This is a genomic window from Pontibacter populi, from assembly GCF_019336435.1.
GTDB classification, from domain to species: Bacteria; Bacteroidota; Bacteroidia; order Cytophagales; family Hymenobacteraceae; genus Pontibacter; species Pontibacter humidus.
The window spans coordinates 175,325-202,300 of record NZ_JAHWXQ010000002.1 but is presented as its reverse complement, the minus strand read 5'-3'; the positions used below and the strand labels follow the sequence as shown (position 1 = coordinate 202,300).

Annotated in this window: 22 protein-coding genes; 11 read left to right on the top strand and 11 right to left on the bottom strand. The window is 44.2% G+C overall.

Annotated elements, in window-relative coordinates; all coding sequences use genetic code 11:
- Window positions 1-49 precede the first annotated feature (49 nt).
- Window positions 50-676, top strand: coding sequence for a heme-copper oxidase subunit III (locus tag KYK27_RS07455; protein ID WP_199109414.1), 627 nt, complete (start codon window positions 50-52; stop codon window positions 674-676).
- A gap of 2 nt (window positions 677-678) precedes the next feature.
- Here KYK27_RS07455 and KYK27_RS07450 read toward each other — a convergent pair whose 3' ends face one another.
- Together KYK27_RS07450 and KYK27_RS07445 are read right to left on the bottom strand one after the other, a co-directional pair.
- Entirely contained in the window at window positions 679-2,883 is a 2,205-nt protein-coding gene (locus KYK27_RS07450) for a gliding motility-associated C-terminal domain-containing protein (RefSeq protein ID WP_199109413.1), read from the bottom strand.
- Between the two features lie 103 nt (window positions 2,884-2,986).
- Window positions 2,987-3,571, bottom strand: coding sequence for a hypothetical protein (locus KYK27_RS07445; RefSeq protein WP_199109412.1), 585 nt, complete (start codon window positions 3,569-3,571; stop codon window positions 2,987-2,989).
- 202 nt (window positions 3,572-3,773) lie between these two features.
- Between KYK27_RS07445 and KYK27_RS07440 the strand changes: the two genes are divergently transcribed.
- Complete coding sequence (locus KYK27_RS07440; protein ID WP_162426186.1) at window positions 3,774-4,235, top strand: hypothetical protein; 462 nt, start codon at window positions 3,774-3,776, stop codon at window positions 4,233-4,235.
- Window positions 4,236-4,344: 109 nt separating this feature from the next.
- Here KYK27_RS07440 and KYK27_RS07435 read toward each other — a convergent pair whose 3' ends face one another.
- From KYK27_RS07435 to KYK27_RS07425, 3 genes are all read right to left on the bottom strand, one after another.
- On the bottom strand, window positions 4,345-4,776 hold the full coding sequence (locus KYK27_RS07435; protein ID WP_233150333.1) for a DUF2147 domain-containing protein: 432 nt from the start codon (window positions 4,774-4,776) through the stop codon (window positions 4,345-4,347).
- A gap of 673 nt (window positions 4,777-5,449) precedes the next feature.
- A complete protein-coding gene (locus KYK27_RS07430) occupies window positions 5,450-5,824 on the bottom strand; it encodes a hypothetical protein (RefSeq protein WP_199109411.1) in 375 nt (124 codons plus the stop codon).
- Window positions 5,825-5,891: 67 nt separating this feature from the next.
- On the bottom strand, window positions 5,892-6,482 hold the full coding sequence (locus tag KYK27_RS07425) for a C40 family peptidase (protein ID WP_199109410.1): 591 nt from the start codon (window positions 6,480-6,482) through the stop codon (window positions 5,892-5,894).
- 315 nt (window positions 6,483-6,797) lie between these two features.
- On the opposite strand from KYK27_RS07425, the gene KYK27_RS07420 reads away from it, so the two are divergent.
- The 3 genes from KYK27_RS07420 (at window position 6,798) to KYK27_RS07410 (ending at window position 9,856) form a co-directional block, all read left to right on the top strand.
- On the top strand, window positions 6,798-7,139 hold the full coding sequence (locus KYK27_RS07420) for a hypothetical protein (protein ID WP_233150332.1): 342 nt from the start codon (window positions 6,798-6,800) through the stop codon (window positions 7,137-7,139).
- Window positions 7,140-7,215: 76 nt separating this feature from the next.
- Complete coding sequence (locus tag KYK27_RS07415; RefSeq protein WP_199109408.1) at window positions 7,216-9,027, top strand: M61 family metallopeptidase; 1,812 nt, start codon at window positions 7,216-7,218, stop codon at window positions 9,025-9,027.
- 343 nt (window positions 9,028-9,370) lie between these two features.
- Window positions 9,371-9,856, top strand: a complete 486-nt coding sequence (locus tag KYK27_RS07410; RefSeq protein ID WP_199109407.1) for a hypothetical protein — start codon at window positions 9,371-9,373, stop codon at window positions 9,854-9,856.
- A 15-nt stretch (window positions 9,857-9,871) separates the two neighbouring features.
- Here KYK27_RS07410 and KYK27_RS07405 read toward each other — a convergent pair whose 3' ends face one another.
- Window positions 9,872-11,296, bottom strand: a complete 1,425-nt coding sequence (locus tag KYK27_RS07405; protein ID WP_199109406.1) for a Glu/Leu/Phe/Val family dehydrogenase — start codon at window positions 11,294-11,296, stop codon at window positions 9,872-9,874.
- A gap of 303 nt (window positions 11,297-11,599) precedes the next feature.
- Here KYK27_RS07405 and KYK27_RS07400 point away from each other — a divergent pair, with 303 nt between their 5' ends.
- Window positions 11,600-12,070 (top strand): hypothetical protein, encoded by a 471-nt coding sequence (locus KYK27_RS07400; protein ID WP_199109405.1) that lies wholly within the window; start codon window positions 11,600-11,602, stop codon window positions 12,068-12,070.
- 72 nt (window positions 12,071-12,142) lie between these two features.
- On the opposite strand, the gene KYK27_RS07395 is transcribed toward KYK27_RS07400, so the two are convergent.
- From KYK27_RS07395 to KYK27_RS07385, 4 genes are all read right to left on the bottom strand, one after another.
- Window positions 12,143-12,742: an FKBP-type peptidyl-prolyl cis-trans isomerase gene (locus KYK27_RS07395; RefSeq protein ID WP_199109404.1), complete on the bottom strand. Its 600-nt coding sequence runs from the start codon at window positions 12,740-12,742 to the stop codon at window positions 12,143-12,145.
- A gap of 120 nt (window positions 12,743-12,862) precedes the next feature.
- Complete coding sequence (locus KYK27_RS18405) at window positions 12,863-12,994, bottom strand: hypothetical protein (RefSeq protein WP_255532018.1); 132 nt, start codon at window positions 12,992-12,994, stop codon at window positions 12,863-12,865.
- Window positions 12,995-13,175: 181 nt separating this feature from the next.
- Window positions 13,176-16,562 (bottom strand): methylmalonyl-CoA mutase family protein, encoded by a 3,387-nt coding sequence (locus KYK27_RS07390; RefSeq protein WP_199109403.1) that lies wholly within the window; start codon window positions 16,560-16,562, stop codon window positions 13,176-13,178.
- Between the two features lie 357 nt (window positions 16,563-16,919).
- Complete coding sequence (locus KYK27_RS07385; protein ID WP_233150331.1) at window positions 16,920-17,651, bottom strand: LuxR C-terminal-related transcriptional regulator; 732 nt, start codon at window positions 17,649-17,651, stop codon at window positions 16,920-16,922.
- Window positions 17,652-17,824: 173 nt separating this feature from the next.
- On the opposite strand from KYK27_RS07385, the gene lepA reads away from it, so the two are divergent.
- From lepA to KYK27_RS07360, 5 genes are all read left to right on the top strand, one after another.
- The gene (lepA, locus tag KYK27_RS07380) at window positions 17,825-19,609 is read left to right on the top strand and encodes a translation elongation factor 4 (protein ID WP_199109402.1); all 1,785 of its coding nucleotides are present in this window, start codon (window positions 17,825-17,827) and stop codon (window positions 19,607-19,609) included.
- 156 nt (window positions 19,610-19,765) lie between these two features.
- A complete protein-coding gene (locus tag KYK27_RS07375; RefSeq protein WP_199109401.1) occupies window positions 19,766-20,266 on the top strand; it encodes a CYTH domain-containing protein in 501 nt (166 codons plus the stop codon).
- A 23-nt stretch (window positions 20,267-20,289) separates the two neighbouring features.
- Window positions 20,290-21,171 (top strand): bifunctional 5,10-methylenetetrahydrofolate dehydrogenase/5,10-methenyltetrahydrofolate cyclohydrolase, encoded by an 882-nt coding sequence (locus KYK27_RS07370; RefSeq protein WP_199109400.1) that lies wholly within the window; start codon window positions 20,290-20,292, stop codon window positions 21,169-21,171.
- A gap of 371 nt (window positions 21,172-21,542) precedes the next feature.
- Window positions 21,543-22,124, top strand: a complete 582-nt coding sequence (locus KYK27_RS07365; RefSeq protein ID WP_370583647.1) for a 7-carboxy-7-deazaguanine synthase QueE — start codon at window positions 21,543-21,545, stop codon at window positions 22,122-22,124.
- A gap of 6 nt (window positions 22,125-22,130) precedes the next feature.
- A complete protein-coding gene (locus tag KYK27_RS07360; RefSeq protein WP_199109398.1) occupies window positions 22,131-24,056 on the top strand; it encodes an OmpA family protein in 1,926 nt (641 codons plus the stop codon).
- A gap of 1,049 nt (window positions 24,057-25,105) precedes the next feature.
- On the opposite strand, the gene KYK27_RS07355 is transcribed toward KYK27_RS07360, so the two are convergent.
- Entirely contained in the window at window positions 25,106-26,392 is a 1,287-nt protein-coding gene (locus tag KYK27_RS07355; RefSeq protein WP_199109397.1) for a citrate synthase, read from the bottom strand.
- Between the last annotated feature and the right edge of the window lie 584 nt (window positions 26,393-26,976).

The window sequence follows — 26,976 nt, the reverse complement described above, 5'->3', positions numbered from 1 at the left end:
TATTGTTGACCTTTTCTGCTGGTAAACTGCCGGTTGTAGTATAATGTAAATGGACTCAGATAAAAAAAATAAAGTAGGCTCCAGGCAACTCTCTGCTTTTAAGCAAATAGAGCGGATGCACCCCATCAGGATGCTGCTTTACCTGAGCATGGTAGGCATAGGAGTTTTGTTCCTGATCTTACTGATTGCTTTTATGCGTACCGGTGGATTTAGAACAGAGGACGTGCAGCTACCAAAGTTCTTCAGTGTAGGCACCATATTGCTGCTGCTGAGTAGTTATACCATGAGCCGCATACCCAGCATCTACAAAAAAGATAAACTGCATAAAATGACGCGTTACCTGGGAGGTACGTTGGTACTTAGTTTACTATTTGTGGGCGCTCAGCTTTTGGGCTGGCGCGAAATGACTGCAGCTGGCATCACTTTCACAGGTAAAGCGTCCGGCACTTACCTGTATCTGATCTCGGCGCTGCACATACTGCATCTGGTAGGAGGGGTGATCTTCCTGTTTTTCCTGTTCCTTAAAACAGCGCACGTAGCCGCCGATAGTGTTAGAAGTCTGATCTTTATTCGGGACCCATATCGCCAGTTGCAATTATCGATGCTGGCAGGTTACTGGCATTTCCTGGATTTTATGTGGCTTGGGCTGTACCTGGTTTTCCTGTTCATGTTCTAAGGTCAGCGTACAATCGTAACACTGCCTCTGTATTGCGTACTCCCAAAGTCTATCAGGTAAAAGTAAACGCCGTCGTTCACATCTTTGCCATCCCATTTAAAGGTATTCTGAGTGCTATAGTATACTTCCTTTCCCCAGCGGTTAAACACTTTTATACTGGCAAACTGTGCATTGCAGAAGTCGGATGGCATATCCGGTATCTCGAAGAAATCGTTCAGCCCGTCGCCGTTTGGTGTAAATATGTTGGCAGGTATAAAACTTTGCAACTGCGGTACACGCACTTTAAACTCCATCGTTAGCACAGGCTCTGGTGCGGGGTTACATGTTTCTTCGTCCAGTATAAAATTAACGCGCAGGGTTCCCATTTCGGCCATCTGGCAGGTAGAGGTAAGGTTAAACTTGCCCCGTGCTTCACCGTTACCCTGCGTAGCACTAAATGTCATACCCAGATCAGACAGATTAAAACCTTCGCCAACAGCAGTTAAAGTTAAAGGGTCCAGGTCTTTGTCGTCTCCGAAAAGGTTTGCCTCGAATGGCTGGTTCAGGTCGAGTTCGTAAAGTGTAGGAGCCTTGTCTGAGGTTAACGTTGGCGCATTGTTAGGTGCTTTTATCCTGAATTCTATTGTTAGTTTTTGGTCCGGAGAGGCAGCGCAGGCATCTTCTTTAAGCGTAAAAGTTACGCGCCTTACCGACTGTTCCTCATTGTTACACGCTACAAGCCAGGTGAATTTACCTTTAGCTGTTCCTTCGCCGCCGGTGCTGTTAAATTGCATGCCTGCCGCATTCATATCAAAGCCTTCGCCGGCTGCACTGAGCGTGAGGCCATCCAGATCTATGTCTTTGCCAAAAACATCCATCTCAAAAGCCTGGCCACGGTCTAAGGTTATGATTTTCTCGTTAGGCGTAGTGGCTATAGTTGGCACATTATTCACAACCTGCATCCTGAAACTCACACGCACTGTGTCTTGGCGGGGCAGACTGCAGCCATCATCCTGAACTACCAGGTCCAGTTGATATATTTTGCCGGGTGTATCAAAGCAATCAGCAAAGCAAAGCGTGGCTTTTAACGAGTCCTGTGTGCCACCGCGGTTTACAATACCCTGCAGCGTGCCCGACAAAGTGAAGTTTGATGCTGAGAAATTAACGGGCACCGCTTTTATAGTTACAAACTCTGAAATGTCAGGATCGGTGAAGTAAATATCAACGCAACGGTTGCTGTTAGGTGTTAGCTCAAGGATCTCCGTTTCTTTATAAAATTCCTTTTTACCCCTGTCGCGGGCTACGATCTTAGGTGTTTCGTTGGTAGGGCAATCCAGCACCAGCACCTGGAAGTCGCGGCGCACTTCACCAATCTTCTTCTTGTTCCTGAACTCCTGAACCCGAATGCCAAAGACATATAAACCTGTACGGCTTGGGCGCATAGTTAGCCTTCCTGTTTTATTGTCGATGTTGATAGGGGGACTCCCATTTATCTGGGCAGTGCCGCTAAACCCTTTTCCCCATTTAATTTCAGGATAAGGGGCAGTGCCTGGTTTTACGCTTTCAAACCCAGGTATACCATAGTACGGCATGCGGGGCGTGGTATACCCGTTGAGTGGCGTGATCATATCATACGCCAGCGAGTCGCCATCTTTATCAGAACCACTGAAATCAAAATAGAAAAGTTCATTTACACAGGCGTAGTCGCTGAGGGGCGGAAAAAGAGTAGGGGATGAATTTCTGAAGGTAACACCGTTTTGAACAACAGCCGGAAACTCCATGTAAAAGGTTTGGGCAGCATCGTATGGGGCTATAATATTATCTATAGTTGAGTTTCTGCAGCAGCGTTCCCAGGTTACATAGTAGCCGGGTGCGTGAAAGAAAATGGCAGGGTCAAGATTAAGGGTTTCAGAGTAAACGATCTTACTAGTGCGCAGTTCCCCAACGGTACATTCGATATTGGTGTAAGGTACGGCTGTTCTAGACCTGAAAGGAAGTGTTCTGGCCGCTATCCATCTGTTGGTGCCTTTCTCAAATATATTAACCGTAATGGATGGGTCCAGTGCGCCGGGATCACCGTTTATATCGTCAAAATACAGATTCAGGGTTAAGAGGTAGGCGTTCCCGCTTCGGTGGTCCAGGGCAAATTCTCCACCCACTATATGGGTAGCCTTTGAAGAAACCGAACACAGCAATACAACAAGTAATAAGAGTAAACAATGCTTCATGCAACAGTAATTTATACGCCCTTAAAACCTGTATAAGTATACAAACAATATAAAACTTATGCAAAACTATAGCAGGATCTTACCAATAAAACGGTAGGTAGGATTAATTACGGTTTTGAAGTTTTTCTGTTGGCTGCATGATGCGCTCAAGAAACTCAACAAAAGGAAGAGGCTCGCTGAAGAAGGGATCCGTGATCTTATTAGCTATAAGCCTTATAAAACCGGGATGATTGTTAACGAGGGTTAGCTCTATTAAAATGTTGCCGTATAGTTGGTTGCAGAGGCTGCTGTCCGGCACATCTTTTGGCAAAGGAGTCAGGTAATAGGCTTCAGTTTTCTGAGTGTAGCGCTCGTGTACAATTTTGCGTTTATCCGCGCTTTTTAACCGGTAGCCAAGTAACAGTGTCTGATCTTTGAGATGATCGAATAAGTAGGAGAATGTCTGTTGTGAAATGGCAGGATCGTGAAAAAAGATAACACCCTGGCGGTTGTCTTCCTGTACCAGTTGTACACGGTAATTACATTGCATCCCCGCTTTTTTATAGTGGTAGGCTTTATGGAATGCAGTTGTAAGTGCTTTGCACTCAGGATTATTAACCCATGCACCAAACCGAGCACCATAACGTGCAGAACGTTCCAGTTTACGGCATAGTGGCTTATTGTAAAACAGCCCCAACAATCGTTTCAAAAATCCGTTTAACGACATTTAGTAATTTAAAGCAAAAACATCCGTTACCCTGAATAGTTTAGTATCTTACACGCTTCGGGTATTATTTGCAGTTAATAAGTTTATCACTCAGAATTTGATGTTTCAATTGCTATTCCCTCTAAGCGCTCAGGTACTATAACCTGTAAGCGAGGGTATAGTTTAAACTTATACTTAGAAGAAAATGGTTGCACAAGAATTAGAACTAAAAAAGCGGCTGTTGCAGGAATGCACAAAAATACTGAATACTCAGATTAAAGCTGCCAAAGACGCAATGGACGATGCCCAGGAAAGCGCCAACGAGCACCAGGGTGCTATAGAAGATAAGTTCGAATCGTTCAGGGAGGCCTGCCAGATACAGCGCGACATGTATGCCCGCCAGCTGGATGAACTTATAACGACCATGAGTGTGCTGAAGCGGATTAATGCTACCAAAGAGAATAAGGATGTTGCTTTTGGGGCCGTAGTGCACACCAACCTGCAGAATTACTTTATTGGGGTTAGTCTTGGGCAGATAGAAGTGGAGGGAGAAACATTCTTTGCCATTTCAGGTATGTCGCCGGTATTTAAGGCGATGGCTGGTAAAACTGCCGGAGAAACGTTTGAATTCCGCGACCAGAAATATAAGATAGAACACGTTATTTAAACCAAACTATAACCTTATAAGTCTGAAACTAGTAAAAAGGATGGTAAAGGGTTAAAAAGAAAGGCCGGCATTGCGCCGGCCTTTCTTTTTTTATCATCTATAGTTGATGCTATTTTACTCTTGTCCAGTTCTGGGTTCTTCCGATCAGCGAAATGCCGATGTACCCTTTCACTTCCATCTTATCCTTGCCAGTCATTTTCATGTAGCAGGAATATGTTTTGCCGCTTTCAGGGTCATAGATTGTACCATCATCCCACTTGTTGGAGCCATCATATTCAAAGCCTTTCATAAACTCCAGGCCTAATAACGGACGATTCTGTAGTTTCTTTTCAGGGTTGTTTTCATCCACTTTTGGTTTACCGTTGCGCAAAGGCTCTTTCAGAGTCACAAGTTTACCGCAAAGTTTATCACCGCATTTATAGATTTCGAAGCGGGCTTTTCCTTCTTCGTTTGTCCAGATGCCAATAGGGGATAAGGACTGGGCCCATGCAAAGGTGCTGAACAGCATAAGAGCCATAAGAGCAAGCAGATGTTTTTTCATGATCAGTTAGTTGTTTGATTTAAGCAACGAAAAATAGTGAAAATAATTCATTTAATATAGTATTCAGGAGTTGCCATATCACTTTTATCTTATCAGCTATAGTACAGCTGCCCCCTTGTAACTGACTAATGCAAATTTGGGTCCTGAATTTCAGAACTGATGCAGCTAACCGGAAGAGTACCATTATTTAGTTGGGTGGTAATCAGAACGTTACTTTAAAAACCTGCTTTCTATAGTTTCTGCAAAGGTTTTTAAACTATAGTTTCCAATTTTGTATCCGGCAGATTTAAAAAAAATATGCACAACCCTTGTGAACTTAATGGCGTTAATTTACCTTTAGTAATAAGTTAAAGTAGCGAGTGCTACGCGCTCTGGTCTAACAGCCTTATTATTTGGTCGAAGGCTCAGGGTTTATGTTGGACTATAGAGAAAGGAGGTACAAATGTCTAATCCCAAACAAGTTTTAACGAGCCTAAGTAATTGTATTCACGTAATCTGTGAGTCGGCTTCGTAAACGGGATTTATGCTGTTTGCACAGCTTGATTTTACTGGAGGTCTTCGGATGGTAACCTGAACAACAGGAAGCCGCTTGTTAAGACTTTTTAGGATTCTGAAACACCTGGTGTAACTTGACGGGCTACATCAGGTGTTTCGCTTTTATAGCCACCTACAGTTACAGGTCGTCTTTATAAATAGAGTTGTTACGCAGCCTGCGTTCTTTTATAAAAGTGCCGATAAAAACACCTGCCGCCACCAGGCAACTTATTCCCATCACAAACAGCAGGATGTGTCTGGTATCCCATTGCTCGCCTGCAGCATTTAAACGCATAATCACAACTATAGCAGCCAGTAAGGTTAGCGTGGTTACTGTGTGCGTTACAAACTGGTTATGTTTGCGTAGATGATAGGTGCAGGCCAGCAGCATAATACCCAATCCCGGAGCTACCAGGGCCAGCACCGGTTTACTGGGCTGGATAAAGTAAACTATAAGCCCGGCAATTATAAGCACAACTGCATTTATCGAGTTTATAACGTAGGGATGCCACATAAAAAAGGGTCTTTCTGGTACATTGCATTGTACGAGAAAAACCCTGTATGTTGTGATAAATGTATGCTTATAATACGCGGCGTACTTCCAGGAAGCGAACATCGTAACGGGTGCCCTGCACTTTACTGATCTTTACACCACCGTTAGAAGACGAGTGAACAAAAGAGATCGTATCACCGGGTTCGGAAATAACAATGCCCACATGGCCGGGAGTTCTTTCGTTTTCGTTGGTGCCGGTGAATATGACCAGGTCGCCTGGAGCAGCTTCTTCTTTAGCCACAGCTACACCTTCTTTTGCCTGCAATGCCGATGAATGAGGCACAGCAATATTATAGTTATCAAAAACGTGTGTTACAAAACCTGAACAGTCAAACCCGGAAGGAGTGATGCCGGCAAACTCATATGGAGACCCAAGCAGTGTCATGGCATAATCTATAATCTCCTGCGATTCTGCAGTGCTATAGTCACCTCCTGAACGGGTTGTTCGCTGCATGCTCACCCACTTATCCTCCGTTTTAGCGGTAGCCTCATGCTTTTCATTAACCTGAACTATAGTTGTTTTAACTGCGGGCGTTTCATTGGCAAGGTTATAACCAAACGATACCATTAAAAGCAGCAATACTACCGGGGCAATAATTAACATTAAGTTCTTTTTCATAGTCAGTGGGTTAGGTTTCTGTAAAGCTTCCCAATACCATGCCAAAGAGTACTTATCACGCTAGTCAACAGGTTTACTTTAATATTCGGAGCCTTTACTCTCTGATAAGCCTGTTTAACCGCTAAAAGTTCAGGTTTGGCCACTTTAAGAATTTATTTAGAACAAAAATTAGGTTTATTTGGGTTTTATAAATTTTATTATTATATTTTTGCTATAATTAATTTAACAGTTCCTGCAATGGTGCTTTATAAGTCAGATATTTTTTCGGTGGAATTGCCAGAAGGCAAGGGGTGGGTGTATATAGACTGTAAAGCTATGCCGGATTTCGAAGACTTCAAGTCTGGTTTGATGATAGCGCTGGAACACATTAAGAATCATCCTGCCAATTGCTGGCTTTTTGATCTAAGATCTATAGATGCCCTTAGCGAGGAAGAAGAGACCTGGTGCCAGGTTCAGTTTTTTCCGCAACTCATGATGCTGGGGCAGGAGAATTATATCGCCCTTGTGGTTTCAGAAGGCTGCTATTACCGGATGCTGCAGGAAGTGGGCGCCTACGGGCTTAAAAGCTATAATTCGTTTATTATTATTGATACGTTCAGTAAAGTCAGCGATGCCGAACTATGGCTACGCGACCGTCAGCGAAACACTGTAGGGTAGCAGGTGAAAGGCTTCAGATTTTGAAAACAAGCATAATTATTGTAAAATGCTGGTTGAACAAATCTAAACCTGAAACATGTTTCACACTATTAACCAACCTAAACTTTATCTCTTAGTATTCCTGTTGTCGCTGGCAAGCTTTATTTCGCCGGCATTTGCTGCCGAGATTCGGTACACCCTTGAAATGCCAGAACCGCATACCCATTATTTCGAGGTTACGGCTGAGCTAAAAGGAGCAAAGAAAAAACACATCGATTTTACCATGCCTGTCTGGGCTCCAGGTTCGTACCTGGTGCGCGAATTTCCTAAGAACGTTGAGGGCTTTACTGCTACCGATGGAAACGGAAAAGCACTCCGTGCAGAAAAGATAGACAAAAATACCTGGCGCGTATACAGCAACCGTGCTTCGGAAGTAAAAGTGAACTATAAGGTTTATGCGTTTGAACTTACTGTACGCACCAGCTTTTTGGATGCCTCGCATGGTTACGTAAATGGTACCAGTATCTTTATGTACCCTGAAGGGTATGAAAAAGAAGACGGAACGCTGGTGGTAAAACCGCACAGCAGTTTCAGCAAAGTATCAACAGGCTTAAAATCTACATCTAAGTTTACCTACTCTTTCCCGAATTACGATGTGCTGGCTGACTCACCGTTGGAGATCGGTAACCATGAAGTTTATACATACGAAGCTGGCGGAGTAACTCACGAAGTAGCGATGTATGGTGAAGGCAACTATGAGCCGGAGCGTTTAATGGCCGACATGAAGCGTGTTACGGAAGAGGCTATCTCTATTTTCGGAGAACTGCCTGTTGACCGTTATGTATTCATAGTGCATAACATGCAGCGTGGCGGCGGCGGCCTGGAGCACCTGAACTCCACTACCTTACAAACCAGCCGCTTTAGCTATAGTTCAGAGAGTGGTTATACCGGTTTTCTTAGCCTTGTAGCACACGAATATTTTCACCTATGGAATGTAAAGCGCTTGCGTCCTGCGCCGCTTGGCCCGTTCAACTATAACGAGGAGAACTATACAAAACTACTTTGGGTGTCGGAAGGAATTACCAGTTACTACGATGATCTGATCGTGCGCAGAGCTGGGTTAATGCCAGAGCAGCGTTACCTGGATGTGGTTGCCGGAAGCATTAGCAATGTAGAGAACACACCCGGTAATAAAGTGCAGGCAGTTAGCGAATCAAGTTTCGATGCCTGGATAAAATATTACCGCCAGAACGAGAATTCAAATAACGCTGAAGTCTCTTATTATACTAAGGGAGGAGTACTGGGGCAGCTGCTTAACATGGAAATCCTGAAAAGCACGAACGGTGCCAAAGACCTGGATGATGTTATGCGCAACATGTACAGCCGCTATTACAAGCAACTCGACCGTGGTTTTACGGAAGCTGAATTTAAAGCCGAGATTGAGCGTGTAGCAGGCAAAAACATGGATGCCTTCTTCAGAGATTATGTGAACGGAACCAAGTCTCCGGATTACTCCGCATATTTTAATGCTGCCGGCCTGAAAGTAGTTAACGTGAATGAGAACGCTAACACAGGAAGCTGGGGTGCCAATACCACTTACAACGATGGTCGCGTAACTATAGCATCGGTAGTAAATGGCAGTAGCGCGTATGAGGCCGGGCTTAATGTGAAAGATGAGATTGTAGCAGTAAATGGCTTCCGGGTAGGCAGCGACCTGGATCGTTATGTGACGGGACTGAAACCTGGTGAAGAACTGGAAGTGCTTATTGCCCGTGATGGTATTATGCAGGTAGTGCAGGTGAAAGTTCTGAAAGACGACCGCGCCAGATTTAAATTTGAGAAAGTAGCAAATGCCACTCCGGAGCAGATAAAAATATACAATAAATGGCTTGGGATGGGTAATTCTTAAACCTCTTATTGTACTATAAAATTAAAAAAGAGAAGCATGGCGATGTACAGCCATGCTTCTCTTTTTTGTTTAAAAGCTGCCCCGATATTCATAAAGCAGCTATCCCTGGTTCGTCGGCACTATATACTGCAGCTTTATCTAAATAGCTTGTTGCGCCCTGTATGGCTTTTAGTTATACTATTAGCAGATGTTCCTACATTAAATCTATAGTTGAAATTACCTGCCTGCTTTTAAGAATCTTTATATTTTGAGAGTAGCATTTGGTACTGGATATATTGCTTTTGGTATTCTTTAATCAATACAATTCAATATTTTGAAGTGTTGTTTTAAAAGTATATATTTCGTGCAAAATACCGAATATATTAGTTGTGATGGCATGGTAGTACATTCTACAGAATATTCTGACATCATTTTTAACAGTGAATTGGAAATATTGCAGGTGATCTGGAAAGCAAAACCTACGGATAGCGCTTTTATAGACACGTACCTGCGAGGGCTTGACTTTGTACAGGAAGGAAGACCTGTTATGTTTTACTGCACAGATCTTACTTTGATCGGCCCGCTGGAGCGCGAGCAGGAAGCATGGCTTAATAACGTGTACTATAGTAAACTGCAGTCTACTTTAAATGCTGATGTTTGTGTGGCCGTAGTATTTAACGAAGAGCACTTTAAAGCGATCATAACCAACTATACAGCCACTAAATCTGCCACCTCACACGATTTTATAGTTTTCAATTATTTTACTGACAGGGAAGAGGCTATTCACTGGCTGGAGACCGTAAAAAAAGGTCAGGATACCATATTGCTCCCGACCTCTTCCAAACTATAACGTTAGCCTTACGGTTTACGGGAAAATACCCAGCGCCTCATAACTCACCCCAATCTTTTCGATAGCCGTCAGGAAGGCTGCTGTTCTCATGTCCGGGATATTCTTCTGCCGCATCGTATCCCTGATCTCATGATAGGCATTTATCATGGTATCCTCTAAACCTGAGCGTACCAGATTTACTTCATCAGAGCCTTTGGTTAATATTGCTTTTTCCTGGGCAGTCATGTTTTTACCCGACGTAGACTCAATGGCATTTACCAGGCGCTTATAGCTGGCTTCTTCTGCACGCTTACCCATTCGTCCGAAACGCACATTCGATAGGTTCTTAAGCCACTCAAAATACGATACGGTTACGCCACCTGCGTTCAGGTACAGATCCGGCAGTATCACGATGTTGTTCTTTAGAAGTATCTCTTCCGCCTCCTGCGTGACCGGCCCGTTTGCTCCCTCTGCAACAATTTTCGCCTTTATGTTAGCAGCATTGCCAATGTGTATCTGGTTTTCGAGCGCTGCCGGCAGCAGGATATCGCATTCCATTTCCAGCAGGTCGAACGTATTCTCGAAGTTCTTACAGTTCTTAAAGTTGAGGATAGAACCGGTTTGGTTGCGGTGTTTGAAAGCCTCTTCCACATCAATGCCATCCGGGTTATAGATGCCACCTTCGCGCTCTGCTATGCCCGTAATAAGGGCGCCATCTTTCTGGCAGAACCAGGCTGCATGATATCCCACATTGCCCAGTCCCTGCACAATAATTCGCTTACCTTCCATGGTGCCGCCTTCCAGGCCTTTGCCCTGTAACAATTCAGCATCGGCCAGCGCTTCTCTAATCCCGAAGTAAACACCAAGCCCTGTAGCTTCTGCGCGGCCACGTATGCCGCCCTGCCCAACGGGTTTACCGGTAACGCAACCTAAGGCATTGGTCTCGCCATATTTTAAAGCCTGATAGGTGTCGGCTATCCAAGCCATTTCGCGGCTACCTGTGCCATAGTCTGGTGCCGGAACATCCATTCCGGGGCCAATAAGGTTTTTCTTGATAAGCTCGGCAGCGTAACGGCGGGTAACTTTTTCAAGCGTTTTTACAGAGCTGGTACGCGGATTTATTTTTACACCACCTTTTGCGCCTCCAAACGGTACATCCACTACAGCGCATTTAAAGGTCATGAGGGTAGCCAATGCTTTTACCTCATCTTCATCTACCTGCATACTAAATCTTATGCCTCCTTTAGATGGCAGCTTGTGGTGGCTGTGCTGCACGCGTATTCCCTCCACGACTTCAATCTTTCCGTCTACCTCTATCGGGAAGGAAACTTTATATACACTATTGCAGACCTTTATCTGGGCAAGTATTCCCGGAGAGAGGCTGGAATACTGGGCTGCATTATCAAAATATCTGTGTACACTGTTCAGGAACTTGGATCCTTCATTCTGATTTTCTGCCATGCTTATAATAATTTTAAGATTCGCATTTAACTGGTTTTAGAACGATGCAGCAAATGTTTTGTTCGGTTTTACTTCTGAGCTATAGTTACCTACCGGATTTTGATAAGATCATGAAGGAGAAGTTGTGCTTACAGGATGGGATTAAATTGTGTATTAACTATGATATTTATAAGTATAAGTTAATATTATCTTGTTTTGTAACTATAAATACCCTATTATTGCCTTACTACGATTGTAATACCCGCTAAAAAAATACCTAACCAGTCAGTTAAAACACTTAGCCAAAGTATGTTAAACCAAACTATGATTCAGGCTTACAGTAAAGAGATTGCTTCGGGTTTCTCTGACCCCAGCGATGAATATCTAACAGAAAACCTGCAGGTGATTTACAGTACTTCTACCGAAATATTACATGTCAAGTGGTTCGGGGAGGTAGGTTCAAAAGAGTTCAGGGAAGGGTACTCGCACATCCTTCGTATGGTGAGAGTGCACAAGCCATCTAAATGGATACTGGACCTTAAAAACAGGGAGCTACTTAATAAAGAAGATCAGCACTGGGTATTCAAGAATATTTTCCCGCAGATATTGCGGATGCTGAAACAGGATGTGTTTATTGCGGTAATTCTACCGGTTCCGCTTTACGAAAGTCTCATCCATAATATTGATGGGGATGATTTTATCGATAACGACAATCTCCTTATCATGAATCATTTCCTGTATTACGAAGAATGCCTGCGCTGGCTCGCTGAAGTTCAGGTAGCTGATATAAGCTGAGAACTATAGTTTACTAAACACAAAGGCCAGGCTACTTATAGACTGGCCTTTGTGTTTATAGTTTGTATACGCTTAGTTAACCGATATAAGCTCTACATCAAAAATAAGTGCAGCGTTTGGTCCGATTACATCGCCGGCGCCTTGTGAGCCATATGCTAGTGCAGATGGAATGTATAATCTCCATTTAGCACCTTCTTTCATTAACTGTAGGGCTTCTGTCCAGCCGGCAATTACACCGTTAACCGGGAAAGTAGCAGGCTGGCCGCGCTCGTAAGATGAATCAAATACAGTTCCATCTATTAGTGTGCCATGGTAGTGTGTTGTTACCTTGTCGGAAGCAGAAGGAGATTTACCAGTGCCTTCATTCAGAACTTCGTATTGCAGGCCGCTAGGCAGCGTTTTAACACCTTCCTTGTTTTTATTTTCAGCTAAGAATGCTTCGCCGGCTTTCTGGTTTTCTTCACCTGCCGCGCCTTGTTTTGCACCCATTTCCTGCTGTAGCTGCATCATGGCTTCCTGCACTTCAGCCTGCGACAAAGCAGATGGCTTACCTTCAATGGCTTCTTTCATGCCCTTGATAAATGCATCCGGGTTAACGTCTATTCCTTGTTTTTTAAGGTTGCCTGCCATGTCGCGGCCAATGATGTAGCTGATTTTTTCTTGTAATGTCATGTTTTGTTGCTATATGAAAGAAAGTGTAAAAGTACCGGTTATAGCGGTTTTAACCTAATCTCTTATAAATGGCAAAAGCGAACTATAAGGTCCGCTCTCACTTTTTAAAACGTATTCAAATTATAAGTACATATGTACATTCTCTTCAGAAAGGTCAATATGCAGATCATGTGGAGTCAGCCAGCTTTTCATCAGAAAGCCGAATGTTGTGCCAATAAGCAACAACGAAGATATAGTTGAAATTCGTGTCATGTGATTGGGATGGTAAAGGGTTATATAGTTGCTATAACGCGTTAAACGCAGCAGGGTTACTTCTTTGTATTATTATATTCTTATGTTAATGTTATGTATTTATTGCGTCGTATTTAAAACAAAAAAGGAGCCAGCTTTCACCGACTCCTTTACCTTTTGCCTTATAGTTTAAACTATTAGCTTACATATTTCTTCGGTACTGACCACCTACTTCAAACAGGGCATTCGTGATCTGGCCGAGAGAGCAGAACTTTACCGTTTCCATCATCTCTTCGAAGATGTTGCCGTTGTTAATGGCTACCTCTTGTATGCGTTTCAGCATTGCAGAAGACGTATCCTCGTTGCCCTTTTGCAGCGACTGCAACATGGCGATCTGGTACTGTTTCTCTTCTTCCGTAGCACGGATAACTTCTGTTGGCAACACCGTAGGAGAGCCCGTAGAGGATAGGAACGTATTTACGCCAATGATCGGATACTCGCCGGTATGCTTTAGGGTCTCATAGTATAAACTCTCTTCCTGAATTTTACCGCGCTGGTACATGGTTTCCATTGCACCCAACACACCGCCACGCTCTGTTATACGGTCAAACTCTAGCAATACTGCTTCTTCTACCAGATCAGTTAGTTCTTCGATGATAAACGAGCCTTGCAGCGGATTTTCATTTTTAGCCAGACCAAGTTCACGGTTGATGATCAACTGAATCGCCATGGCACGACGAACAGATGCTTCTGTTGGCGTCGTAATCGCCTCATCGTATGCGTTGGTGTGTAGTGAGTTACAGTTGTCGTAGATCGCGTATAGTGCCTGCAGCGTCGTACGGATATCGTTGAAGTCAATCTCCTGAGCGTGCAGCGAACGGCCAGACGTCTGGATGTGGTATTTCAACATCTGCGAACGGGCATCCGCGTTATACTTATGCTTCATCGATTTTGCCCAGATACGGCGGGCCACACGACCAATTACCGCATACTCCGGATCGATACCGTTGGAGAAGAAGAAGCTAAGGTTCGGCGCAAACTTGTTGATGTCCATGCCGCGACTCACATAATATTCTACAAAGGTAAAGCCGTTTGCCAGCGTAAAGGCCAGCTGCGAAATAGGGTTGGCGCCTGCTTCCGCAATGTGGTAACCGGAGATAGACACCGAGTAGAAGTTCCGTACGTTCTTGTCGATGAAGTACTGCTGCACATCACCCATTAAACGAAGCGAGAACTCTGTGGAGAAGATACAGGTGTTCTGTGCCTGGTCTTCTTTCAGGATATCGGCCTGTACGGTACCACGAACAGCTGCTAAGGTGCGCGTCTTGATCGGCTCATACACTTCAGCAGGCAATACCTGGTCGCCTGTTACGCCTAACAGCATCAAGCCTAAGCCATCGTTACCTTTTGGCAATTCGCCCTGGTAGCGAGGACGCTCTACACCTTTCTCTTTGTAGATAGTTTCGATCTTTTGGTTGATCTCATCTTCCAGTCCGTTTTCTTTGATGTATAGTTCGCACTGCTGGTCAATGGCGGCATTCATGAAGAAGCCGGTCAGGATAGCAGCCGGACCATTGATAGTCATCGAAACCGAGGTCATCGGATCGGCCAGGTTAAAGCCGGAGTATAGTTTCTTGGCATCATCGAGGCAGCAAATGCTAACGCCGGAGTTACCGATCTTCCCATAGATATCCGGTCTGAAATCAGGGTCTTCACCGTAAAGTGTTACCGAGTCAAAGGCCGTAGAAAGGCGCTTCGCTGGCATGCCTAAACTTACGTAGTGGAAGCGACGGTTCGTTCGCTCCGGACCACCTTCCCCGGCAAACATACGGGTAGGGTCTTCGCCTTCACGCTTGAACGGGAACACACCCGCTGTATAAGGGAATTCACCTGGTACATTCTCCTGAAGGTTCCACTTCAGTAAATCACCCCATGCTTCGTAGCGAGGAGTAGCAACTTTAGGTATCTGTAAATGAGAAAGTGACTCAGTATGTGTTTTTATCTTAAGCTCTTTATCGCGAACCTTGAAAACATAGAACTCATTCTTGTAGGCCTGAACTTTGTCTTTCCAGTTTTCCAGGATTTTCTTGTTCTGTCCGTCAAGGCTAAGCGATACTTCCGCATAAGCATCTTCCAGTTGTTTTACCAACCTGTCTTTATCAGCAATTTCTATAGTTTGAACTGCTTCGATAGACTTTTTGATGCCGTATAGTTTCTGCGCTACTTCTGCCTGGTCTTTGCTCCACTTATCATAGTTGCGGATAGTCTCCGAAATTTCAGAAAGGTAACGAGTGCGGGCAGGAGGGATGATGTAAACTTTCTCCGACATTTCCTGCGAGGTATGAAGGTTAGAGTTGAACTCCACACCGGTCTTCTCCTGGATCTTAGCCATCACCGCGCGGTATAGGCGGTTCATGCCCGGATCGTTGAACTGCGAAGCTATAGTTCCGAAAACCGGAATAGCATCGTCATTCACATCCCATAGTTGGTGGTTGCGCTTGTACTGCTTCTTCACATCACGTATTGCATCCAGTGCGCCACGTTTATCGAATTTGTTCAGAGCAATTACATCAGCAAAATCCAGCATGTCGATCTTCTCGAGCTGCGTAGCGGCACCATACTCCGGCGTCATCACATACAAACTCATGTCAGAGTGCTCGATGATCTCGGTGTCAGACTGACCAATACCAGAAGTCTCCAGGATGATCAAATCAAAGTCAGCGGCTTTTACGATGTCTACAGCATCCTGCACATATTTGCTCAGTGCGAGGTTGCTTTGGCGGGTTGCCAGCGAGCGCATGTAAACTCTGTCGTTGGAGATGGAGTTCATACGGATCCTGTCACCTAATAAAGCGCCACCAGTTTTGCGTTTCGATGGGTCTACGGAGATGATAGCTATTTTCTTGTTAGGGAAGTCCAGCAGGAAGCGGCGAACCAGTTCATCTACTAGAGACGATTTACCAGCACCACCAGTACCTGTAATACCCAGCACAGGCGTTTTAACTTCTTTGGCTTGTTCTTTTACTTTGTCCAGTATAGCTCTTGCTTCTTCCGGGAAGTTCTCAGCAGCTGATATCAGGCGGGCAATCGATTTAGGATCTTTATCTTTCAGATGCTTTGCTTCACCGTTCAGGTTCTGGCCTGTCGGGAAGTCGCATTTCTGCAGCATATCGTTGATCATACCCTGCAAACCCATGGCACGACCATCATCCGGAGAATAAATACGGGCAATACCGTATTCATGTAGTTCTTCGATCTCAGAAGGAAGGATAACGCCTCCGCCACCACCGAACAAACGTATATGGCCACAGCCACGCTCATTCAGCAGGTCGTACATGTACTTGAAATACTCGATGTGACCGCCCTGGTAAGACGTGATCGCAATGGCCTGGGCATCTTCCTGAATAGCACAATCCACGATCTCCTGCACCGAACGGTTGTGACCTAAATGTATCACTTCCGCGCCCGACGCCTGGATAATACGACGCATGATGTTAATAGCAGCGTCGTGACCGTCGAATAAAGAAGCTGCTGTCACGATACGAATATGATTGACAGGCTTATATGGTTCTACTGTAGTAAATGACATACTTTAGTAATACGTTTTATTCAAATATGATGCGAAGATAGGATTAAGATTAATAAGATTAAAGGATGAGCACAATTAGGCTATAGTACGAGATGTAGCTCCATCAAGTACAGTTAATTCTCAATCCGGGTTAGAGAATGCGAGGTGGAAACGTTTTCAGTAATTACTTATAGTTTACTATCGATTATAGTGAACATACTAGTGAAGGCAGGGCAGGTACATTATCCTTTTTATATCCTGAAAGGATCTCAGTTTTGAAAGTATAGGCTTAACCTCTCTTCAACCAGTTTTCTTGATAGAAGTGCAGAAAGTGTTAAGCCAATTTCTCAGTTTAAAGCGCCATGCTAGTGAAGGGGTTTAACCTAGACCAGCTTCTTTACCTAACGATACCAGGTCGGCTACGTTGGCAGTTCCTAATTTTTGCTGAATATGTTTGCGGTGCGTGCTGACCGTATTAGGGCTGATAAATAATTTATCAGCAATCTCTTTCGAGTTAAATCCTTTACATACCAGGTCGAGTACTTCAATTTCCCGTTTGCGGAGGCATTTTATAAGGAGCTTGTTTTTTTGCTTCAGGTTATCGCGGAGCGCCTGCACTAACTGGGTGTCGGTATTCATGCGCGGGCTCATATCCACATCCACACATAGCAGTTCCTTTACCTCATCTGGACCTTTCTTGCTGAACGCTTTGGCCCAGCCTATAAACCACTTGTATTCCTTTTCATCTTTATGCTTCGCCCTGAACACACCGCCATATTCTGCTCCCTCAAAGTTCTGGTAGTGCGTGATGCTATCGTCCGGAATGTTATGGTCCTCGGGGTGCACTATTTTATACATGTATTCAAGACCACCCATTTCCCGTATCTCCTCTAAGGTATAGCCTAAACTTTCCTCGTTGGTTTTATTGCACCAGGTGAGGCCTTTTTCCAGATCGGAGATGTATATATTAGCTGGTACTTCGTGTATGACTTTTTCCAGGAAATCGCATTTTTGCTGTAGCTCAAGCAATTGCTGCTCAAGTTCAGCTATCCTTTCAGGGGTAGGAGGGGTAGTTTGTGTTTCAGACATTGGTGCGTGAAATAGGATCATATAAATGCTTAAATATACAGATTTAATTGTATTTGCAAAAGTACTTGGTGTCCTGCAACCTGTGTTAAATTGTGCTTTAATTTTAAAACTATAGCATTACCCTGAAATCATTTTACCGCAGAAGCAGCAACAAACGCACTTTCTTCTTAACTTTGTTCTTCGTATAGATATTTATGAAGAACATTCGCAATTTCTGCATCATTGCCCACATCGACCATGGTAAGAGTACACTGGCCGATCGCCTGTTAGAATTTACCTCTACAGTAGCGGAGCGTGAGATGCAAAACCAACTGCTCGATAACATGGACCTGGAGCGCGAGCGCGGCATTACTATCAAGAGCCACGCCATCCAGATGAACTATAATTACAAAGGCGAAGAGTATGTACTGAACCTGATCGATACACCTGGTCACGTCGACTTTTCGTATGAGGTATCCCGCTCTATTGCCGCCTGCGAAGGCGCACTTCTGATAGTGGACTCATCGCAGGGTATTGAAGCACAGACTATCTCAAACCTATACCTGGCAATAGGCAACGACCTGGAAATAATCCCGGTTCTAAATAAAATTGACCTGCCACACGCCATGCCTGAAGAGGTATCAGACCAGATCATAGAACTGATTGGTTGCGAAAGAGAAGATATCCTGCATGCTTCCGGTAAAACAGGTATTGGTATAGAAGACATTCTGAATGCTATCTGTGATCGTATTCCGGCACCGAAAGGTGACCCGGAAGCACCGTTACAGGCTTTGATCTTTGACTCTGTATTTAACTCTTACAGAGGTATAGAAGTGTATTTCCGTATTTTTAACGGTACGCTAAAAAAAGGAGAGAAGGTAAAGTTTATAAACACAGGAAAAACCTACGAAGCCGACGAAATTGGCGTGCTGAAACTGAACCAGGAAGCGCGACAGGTAATGGGTGCCGGTAATGTGGGCTACCTGATCTCTGGTATTAAAAATGCGAAAGAGGTAAAAGTTGGTGATACGATCACGCACGTGGATCGTCCGGCTGCAGGCATTCAGGGATTTGAGGATGTGAAGCCGATGGTTTTTGCCGGTATTTATCCGGTAGAGACCAGTGAGTATGAAGAACTGCGCGCTTCTATGGAGAAGCTGCAATTGAATGATGCTTCTCTGGTTTGGGAGCCTGAAACTTCTGCGGCACTTGGTTTTGGTTTCCGTTGCGGGTTTCTGGGTATGCTGCACATGGAAATTGTGCAGGAACGCCTGGAGCGTGAATTCGACATGACCGTTATCACGACGGTGCCATCGGTGCAGTTCCATGTGCATACTACAAAAGGTGCATTGCTGAAAGTAAGTGCGCCTTCTGAAATGCCGGAGCCAAACTATATCGATCACGTAGAAGAGCCGTTCATAAAAGCGCAGATCATTTCAAAGTCTGAGTTTGTGGGCCCGATCATTACGCTGTGTATGGATAAGCGTGGTATCTTAAAGAACCAGACGTACCTGACCAGCGACCGTGTAGAACTGACATTTGAAATGCCGCTTGCCGAGATCGTATTTGACTTCTTTGACAAGCTGAAAACCATATCGCGCGGTTATGCCTCCCTTGACTATGAACTGATCGGTTTCCGCCAGTCGAACATGGTGAAGCTGGATGTGATGCTGAACGCTGAGCCTGTGGATGCTTTGTCTGCTATAGTTCACCGCGACAAAGCGTATGACTGGGGCAAGCGTTTATGTGAGAAATTACGTGAATTACTGCCGCGCCAGATGTTCGAGATCGCGATTCAAGCAGCTATCGGGCAGAAGATCATCGCCCGTGAAACTGTAAAGGCGTTGCGTAAAAACGTACTGGCCAAGTGTTATGGTGGTGACATCTCGAGAAAGCGAAAGCTACTTGAGAAACAGAAGAAAGGTAAGAAACGCATGCGCCAGGTAGGCAACGTGGAAATTCCGCAAGAGGCCTTCTTAGCTGTGCTTAAACTCGACTAAACATAACAAGCCCCGACGTGCTGCCTGCGCGCCGGGGCTTGTCGCTTATAATCTTTTGACATTAGACTGTTTGACAAAAGAGAAATGACTTACCATGCAAACAACTTTCTATTGTCCTTTGTCACAAAATCTTTTGTCAAGTTAGAAAACTGAATCTTGTACGCCGATATAACTATAAAAGCCCATTGCCATCATCCTGCAGAAGTTGAAAGTATACTGTTGCAACATAATGCCGAGTATAAAGGCCTTGATGCGCAGAAAGATACTTTTTATGGAGTTGACTATGGTAAGTTGAAGTTAAGGCAGGGAACCATTGAAAATGTACTGATTCACTATAACAGGATTTGGGCAGGAGAAGCAAAGCAAACCGAAGTGATGATGTACCTGAAGAACCCGGGAAGTGCAACTATAGAAGCAGTTTGCGGCGGTCTGGAAGTTATCTCAGAACTCAGAAAACTGCGCAAGTTCTACTTTATAGATAACGTGAAGTTCCATATTGATCAGGTAGAGGGGCACGGACAATTTTTTGAAATTGAAGCCATTGACCTGGACGGTTCAGTAGGGACAAAAACACTGAAACAACAATGCAGCTACTATAAAGAGTTGTTACAGATAGACGATGAAGATCTTGTACATGACTCTTACATTGACTTGTAATTAATACATTAACTATACAAACTATGATTCTGCTCGACGGCAAAAGAACATCCGAAGCAATACAACAAGAGATAGCTGCTGAAGTAGCTGAAATTAAAGCACACGGCGGTAAAATACCCCATCTTGCGGCTGTACTGGTTGGTAACGATGGAGGCTCTGTAACCTATGTAACCAACAAAGTGCTGGCCTGCGAGAAAGTTGGCTTCGGCTCTACGCTTATTCGGTACGAAGACGATGTTACTGAAGAAGAATTATTGGTTAAGATACAGGAACTGAATGCCAATGATGAAATAGATGGATTTATAGTTCAGTTACCGTTGCCAAGACACATTAATACCCAGAAAGTACTGGAAGCCGTTGACCCAAGAAAAGACGTGGATGGTTTTCATCCGGCGAATGTAGGGCGGATGGTTGCCGGACTTACCAGCTTTTTACCGGCTACGCCTTTTGGAATTCTGCAACTCTTGGAGCGCTATAACATAGAAACAAGTGGTAAGCATTGTGTGGTTATCGGGCGCAGCAATATAGTAGGTTCACCTATGAGTATCCTCATGGCTAAAGCAGCTTACCCGGGTAACTCTACCGTTACGCTTTGTCACCGCAATACTGTTGATCTGGCTTACCATACACGTCAGGCTGATATCATTATTTCTGCAGTGGGTATACCAGGATTATTAACGGCTGACATGGTAAAAGAAGGTGCTGTGGTGATAGATGTAGGCACAACCCGCGTCCCGGATGACAGTCGTAAATCTGGTTACAGGTTGCGCGGCGATGTTGATTTCGAGAATGTGGCTCCGAAATGCAGTTACATCACACCTGTACCGGGAGGTGTTGGTCCGTTAACTATAGCCATGCTTCTTAAAAACACGCTCCGTGCCGCCAAGCGCGAGATTTATGCATAATTACTGATAATTTAAACTATAAAAGCTCCTGTTGTATTTATCAGCAGGAGCTTTTTTATGATCTATAGTTTAGACGAACTATGTCTTTGGAAGGCAAACTATAGATTGTAACTATAGAACTATAAACCACTAACCCAACTATAATTTTATTCGCTGGGTTTAACGGAACAGACACATTATAAACCTTGTTGCAATTTTAGCTACCTTTGCAAGTTCTGCAGACTTTTTAATAAGTCAGACAGAAAAGAAGATAGCAGGTAAAAGCACTGACTTACAACCAGTGCGCGAGGAACAGTATTTTGGAGTCTATAAAAATAATTAAAACAGCTTCTATTCATCAGGTGCCCAAAGATGGCAGCCGCTTGCCGTTGATGGAGGCTTTCTATACGATACAGGGCGAAGGTGGCAACACCGGTACCGCTGCTTACTTTATCAGGTTGGGTGGCTGCGATGTGGGCTGCCATTGGTGCGACGTAAAAGAGAGTTGGGATGCCGAACTGCACCCGCTTACAACTATAGAAGAGATCGTGGAAATGGCCAGTCCTTTTCCGGGTAAAACGGTGGTGGTAACCGGTGGCGAACCGCTGCTTTATAACCTGATTCCACTTACCTCGAAGCTTCAGGAAAATGGCATCCGTACAATGATCGAAACTTCTGGTGCTTACCCATTGAGTGGCAACTGGGACTGGGTGTGTTTATCGCCGAAGAAATTTAAAGCGCCCGATGCTTCGGTGTATCCATTTGCGGATGAGCTTAAAGTAATTATCTTTAATAAAAGTGATTTTAAGTGGGCCGAGGAACATGCTGCCAGAGTTGGGGAGCATACAAAACTATACCTGCAGCCGGAGTGGAGTAAGGCAAACCAATTGATGCCCTTTATAGTAGAATACGTGAAATCAAATCCGAAGTGGCGTGTGTCGTTACAAACGCACAAGTACATGGATATTCCTTAAATTCTTATGCCGAAGCAACTGCTTGTTTTTCTCCTGAGCTTTTTCCTGACTATCACCGGTTTTGCTCAGAAACAAACGCTGAATACAACCAACAAAAAAGCTGAAAGCCTGTACCTGAAAGCGGATACCTATGCCCGTTCGCGGGATTTTACGAAGGCGCTGGAACTGTTGGGCGAAGCAGTGGAGAAAGACCCCAATTTTGCAGAAGCTTACCTGAAGGCGGCAAACCTGAATAAGATGATGGGTAATAAAACTGCTGCTTTCGAACAGCTGCAGCAAGGCCTTAAGCTTATGCCTTACACCCCATCGTTCGCAAACTACTATCTCGATCTGGCAGAGCTTCATTTTGACAGGGGCGATTACGAAGCTGCCAAAACCAACTATGACGCTTATCTAAAAGCCAATACCAAAAACTCGCGTTACATTGCTTATGTACAGAACCAGGTAGAGACTGTAGATTATGCCTTGGAAGCAATGAAGTCGCCGGTTAAGTTCAATACGGTGCAACTACCATCCACTATAAACCGGTACCCGCTACAGTACTTTCCATCTACAACTGCTGACCAGCGTTACCTTATTTTTACTGCCCGCATGGGAAGCCAACCTGATCACGACGAAAACATTTATATCAGCGAGCTGAAGGATGGGAACTGGCTTGCGCCAGTCTCTATTTCTGAAACTATAAATACCGCCGCCAACGAAGGAGCCGCCACTATTTCCGGCGATGGTAAAACACTTGTATTTACTTCCTGCAGCCGGCCTGATAGTTTTGGGGATTGCGATCTGTATATTTCTGTCCGGACGGGCAATGAGTGGAGCAAGCCTAAAAATATGGGTACTACGGTAAACTCAAAAGCCTGGGATTCGCAGCCAAGTCTTTCTGCCGATGGCCGTACGTTATACTTCAGTTCTATGCGAGGTGGAGGCGTAGGCAAAGAGGATATCTGGGTAACAAGCTTGAACGAAGATGGCTCGTGGCAAAAGCCTAGTAATATGGGCGAACCGGTGAACTCAAAAGGTCGTGACCTGGCACCATTTATTCATGTTAGCGGATCAACGTTGTATTTTGTTAGCGATGGCCATAAAGGCTTAGGCGGGCTGGATGTGTTTATGACCGACATGGCCGCAAAGCATAAGTGGGAAACTCCGAAAAATCTGGGCTACCCTTTAAACACCCATGCCGACGAAAGCTCACTTTACATTACTCCGGATAACAAGCTGGGATTTTATGCACGTAGCATGAACACTGAATCCGGAGCTTCAACGGTACAGCTTTACTCGCTGGATGTGCCGGAAGTGTGGCAGTCAAAATCTAAAAGCACTTACGCGCAAGGTCGAGTCTATCATGCTGATACGAAGAAACCTCTGGGAGCAACCGTGCAACTATACGATATAGAACTAGATTCGCTGGTACAGCAGGTCCAGTCCGACAAACTGAGTGGAGAGTATACGGTTGTACTGACAGAAGGCAAGCAATACGCTTTGTTTGTAAGTGCGCCACAGTTTATGATGAACAGTCTCAACTTCGATTATACCTCCCGAAAAAACCTGACTCCGGTCGCTTTAGATGTGTATCTTAAGCCGATAAAAGCTGGATCTGTAGCCGTCCTCACTAACCTTTTCTTCCCATCTGCCAAATATGATCTGGAGAAAAGATCACAAACAGAGCTAAACAAGCTCATCAACTTCATGCGCCAGAACAAGGAAATTAAGATAGAGATAACTGGCCATACCGATGATGTGGGTTCTGATGCAGCTAACCTGATCCTTTCTGAAAAGCGCGCCAAAGCTGTAGTTGATTATCTGACTTCACACGGTATTAGTGGTTCCCGCATTCGCCACAAAGGCTATGGAGAAACTAAGCCAGTTAAGCCCAATACTTCTGAAGAGAATCGCCAGCTCAACAGAAGGATTGAAATGCAGGTTTTGTAGTGAGAGGATTATGTTAAGTACAGTTTTAAAAATAACTTCTTAAGTTTCTCTTTGGATATCCTAAGTGTTAGGCTGTCCTATAGTTCCTCTATTTTGTCATTTCTACGTTAGGAGAAATCTATTTCAGCTTAGTTGAGATCTCTCTAATCCGAACCAAGCCTTTTCTTTCAAATCTCCTCTACTCCTGGGAGCTCTACTTGCCTATCTTTCTATAGTTTACTTTGGTGCCCTCACGGCCGGGAGGCCCCGTCTTCGGGCATCGCGCGGTGTACATTTGCTTTGCTCGTTCCTCGCAATGCTTTCAGCACCGCAAATCTACAAGGCGCTCAACCCAAAGACTGTGATCAAGCTCGATAGCTCAAGCTATAGTTAATTTAGGCCTTATTGCAACTAGCTTTATCGTGTTGGTAATTTCGTAAGAACAGGTAAACCTGTCCTGCTCGTGGTAAGTAACTATAGAACTATAACTGAAATTAGAGCAGTTACAAAAAGTCCCCCTTTGAAGGGGCAGGGGGATGGCTAACCGTAACTATAAAACTACACCTTAAACTATAGCAAAGGCAGGAATTCCCCTCTCGGGAGGGGCTGGGGTGGGTTAAAACCACAGCTATAAAACTACAGCCCCTTCTTGTCTAAGGCAAAAAAAGCTCCCCGCCTTAGACAAGGAGGGGATAAAGGGGTGGTTGGACCACGCCAACTATAAAACTATACCTCCAACTATACCAATAACCCCAATCCTGACAATTCTTTAATCCTGTAAATCCTGATTCAGACAATGTCTGTCCCTGTCGGGCCAGTTGAGTCAGGAGACTCAACACCATAGCAAGTCAAGAGCGAGGATGCTCGCGGCAGCTTTATAAACTTATAAAACGATAACCTTAACTACAACTTATAGCTGAAATTCCTCTCGTGAGGGGTAGGGGAATCAGTAACTATAAATTAAAAGAATCCCACTTTTAAAATCCCTCTATTCCTGTTTAATCTATAGTGGGGCAAACAAAAAAGGCTGATCTCGTGACCAGCCTTTTTCTTTATCTCAAAAGATAATTCTATCTCTCGTTCATTGGAATATAGTTACGCTCTTTTTCGCCAACGTAAACCTGACGCGGACGACCGATTGGCTCTTTCTGCTCACGCATTTCTTTCCACTGTGCGATCCAACCTGGCAGACGACCTAATGCAAACATTACTGTGAACATATCTGTCGGGATGCCAAGTGCGCGGTAGATGATACCTGAGTAAAAGTCTACGTTAGGGTAAAGTTTACGATCTACGAAATACTGATCTGTAAGTGCAGCTTCTTCCAGTTCCTTCGCGATGTCCAGGATAGGGTCTTTAACACCCAGTGCAGTTAACACTTCGTCAGCAGCCTTTTTAATGATGGTAGCTCGAGGGTCGAAGTTTTTGTAAACTCTGTGACCAAAGCCCATCAGTCTGAAAGGATCGTCTTTATCTTTTGCTTTCGCTATGAATTTCTTAGAGTCGCCACCGTCAGCTTTTATCTGCTCCAGCATCTCGATCACAGCCTGGTTTGCACCACCATGCAGCGGGCCCCAAAGCGCTGAGATACCTGCAGAAACAGAGGAGTATAAGCTCGCGTTGGCAGAACCAACTAGACGCACAGTAGAGGTAGAGCAGTTCTGCTCGTGGTCTGCGTGCAGGATAAGCAGTTTGTTAAGTGCTTTTACAACTACAGGGTCAATCTGGTAATCCTCAGTTGGGTATGCGAACATCATGTGCAGGAAGTTCGAGCAATAGTCCAGCTTGTTTTTTGGATAATTTACCGGATGACCGATAGAGTTCTTATAAGACCATGCTGCTATAGTTGGCAGTTTAGCCATCAAACGAATGATCGTCAGGTTAGCTTCTTCCTTGCTCTGGTTCGGGTTAAGCGACTCAGGGTAGAAAGCAGTTAAAGAACTGATCAAAGCAGACAGGATACCCATTGGGTGCGCTGTAGATGGGAAACCATCTAATATTTTGCGCATATCCTCATTTACCAGCGTGTGAATTTTGATCTCGTTCGTGAAAACTTCAAGTTCTTCCACAGTCGGAAGTTTGCCATAGATCAGCAGGTAAGCAACTTCGATGAAGCTCGATTGCTCAGCAAGCTGCTCGATCGGGTAACCTCTGTAACGCAGAATGCCTTCTTCGCCATCCAGAAATGTTATAGCACTTTCAGTAGCGCCTGTATTTTTATAGCCTGAGTCGAGTGTAATGTAGCCGCTCTCGGAACGCAGGTTATTGATATCGATTGCTTTTTCATCTTCGGTACCTACTACAATTGGCATTTTGTAGGATTTACCTTCTAAAATAATTTCAGCGAAATCTGACATTGGTTTTATTTGTTTATGTCCGTAGTTGTGTCTCTTTTGATAAAGGCGAAATTATGCAAAAATGTAATAAAATGAAATCTGGATTGCTTTAAATATCTAATATTTACAATGTAGCAGAATTCCAGTTATAGTTAACCCTATTAACGGCTACGAACAAAAAAGTTGTATCTGTCCTATATTTCAGGTTATGTTTTTCCGGCAACTATAAAAGGTCAGCTACTAAGCTACTGGAATATGTATTGGGATAGTTCTCCTTCTATAGTTCGGAATAGAAATAGGCCGGTAAAATCACCTGTAATTTATAGTTTATTTTCGATAGTTATGATAAGGCTTTCTTCGTTTTATAATGTTTATGGTCAGTGATTTAAGCTATGCAGAATTAGCTTAGTGTATAGTTAATTTTATAACAAGTCAGTAATACATTTGTTCGGGGTAAATACGTACTGGCAGTATTCAGCTAAAAGCATTTGTAATCAGAGCTGCACTAAATACAAAAGCCACCCGAAATGAGTGGCTTTTGTATTTAGCGTATTCCAGGTAAATACCTGAACTATAAATTACATAGAAGACTTGTTTTTCTTCTT

Bases quoted from the DNA above. Each gene is read 5' to 3' on its own strand.
- KYK27_RS07455 (WP_199109414.1), top strand. From the start codon at position 50: ATGGACTCAGATAAAAAAAATAAAGTAGGCTCCAGGCAACTCTCTGCT.
- KYK27_RS07450 (WP_199109413.1), bottom strand. From the start codon at position 2,883: ATGAAGCATTGTTTACTCTTATTACTTGTTGTATTGCTGTGTTCGGTT.
- KYK27_RS07440 (WP_162426186.1), top strand. From the start codon at position 3,774: ATGGTTGCACAAGAATTAGAACTAAAAAAGCGGCTGTTGCAGGAATGC.
- KYK27_RS07435 (WP_233150333.1), bottom strand. From the start codon at position 4,776: ATGAAAAAACATCTGCTTGCTCTTATGGCTCTTATGCTGTTCAGCACC.
- KYK27_RS07430 (WP_199109411.1), bottom strand. From the start codon at position 5,824: ATGTGGCATCCCTACGTTATAAACTCGATAAATGCAGTTGTGCTTATA.
- KYK27_RS07425 (WP_199109410.1), bottom strand. From the start codon at position 6,482: ATGAAAAAGAACTTAATGTTAATTATTGCCCCGGTAGTATTGCTGCTT.
- KYK27_RS07420 (WP_233150332.1), top strand. From the start codon at position 6,798: ATGCCGGATTTCGAAGACTTCAAGTCTGGTTTGATGATAGCGCTGGAA.
- KYK27_RS07415 (WP_199109408.1), top strand. From the start codon at position 7,216: ATGTTTCACACTATTAACCAACCTAAACTTTATCTCTTAGTATTCCTG.
- KYK27_RS07405 (WP_199109406.1), bottom strand. From the start codon at position 11,296: ATGGCAGAAAATCAGAATGAAGGATCCAAGTTCCTGAACAGTGTACAC.
- KYK27_RS07400 (WP_199109405.1), top strand. From the start codon at position 11,600: ATGATTCAGGCTTACAGTAAAGAGATTGCTTCGGGTTTCTCTGACCCC.
- KYK27_RS07395 (WP_199109404.1), bottom strand. From the start codon at position 12,742: ATGACATTACAAGAAAAAATCAGCTACATCATTGGCCGCGACATGGCA.
- KYK27_RS18405 (WP_255532018.1), bottom strand. From the start codon at position 12,994: ATGACACGAATTTCAACTATATCTTCGTTGTTGCTTATTGGCACAACA.
- KYK27_RS07390 (WP_199109403.1), bottom strand. From the start codon at position 16,562: ATGTCATTTACTACAGTAGAACCATATAAGCCTGTCAATCATATTCGT.
- KYK27_RS07385 (WP_233150331.1), bottom strand. From the start codon at position 17,651: ATGATCCTATTTCACGCACCAATGTCTGAAACACAAACTACCCCTCCT.
- lepA (WP_199109402.1), top strand. From the start codon at position 17,825: ATGAAGAACATTCGCAATTTCTGCATCATTGCCCACATCGACCATGGT.
- KYK27_RS07370 (WP_199109400.1), top strand. From the start codon at position 20,290: ATGATTCTGCTCGACGGCAAAAGAACATCCGAAGCAATACAACAAGAG.
- KYK27_RS07365 (WP_370583647.1), top strand. From the start codon at position 21,543: ATGGAGGCTTTCTATACGATACAGGGCGAAGGTGGCAACACCGGTACC.
- KYK27_RS07360 (WP_199109398.1), top strand. From the start codon at position 22,131: ATGCCGAAGCAACTGCTTGTTTTTCTCCTGAGCTTTTTCCTGACTATC.
- KYK27_RS07355 (WP_199109397.1), bottom strand. From the start codon at position 26,392: ATGTCAGATTTCGCTGAAATTATTTTAGAAGGTAAATCCTACAAAATG.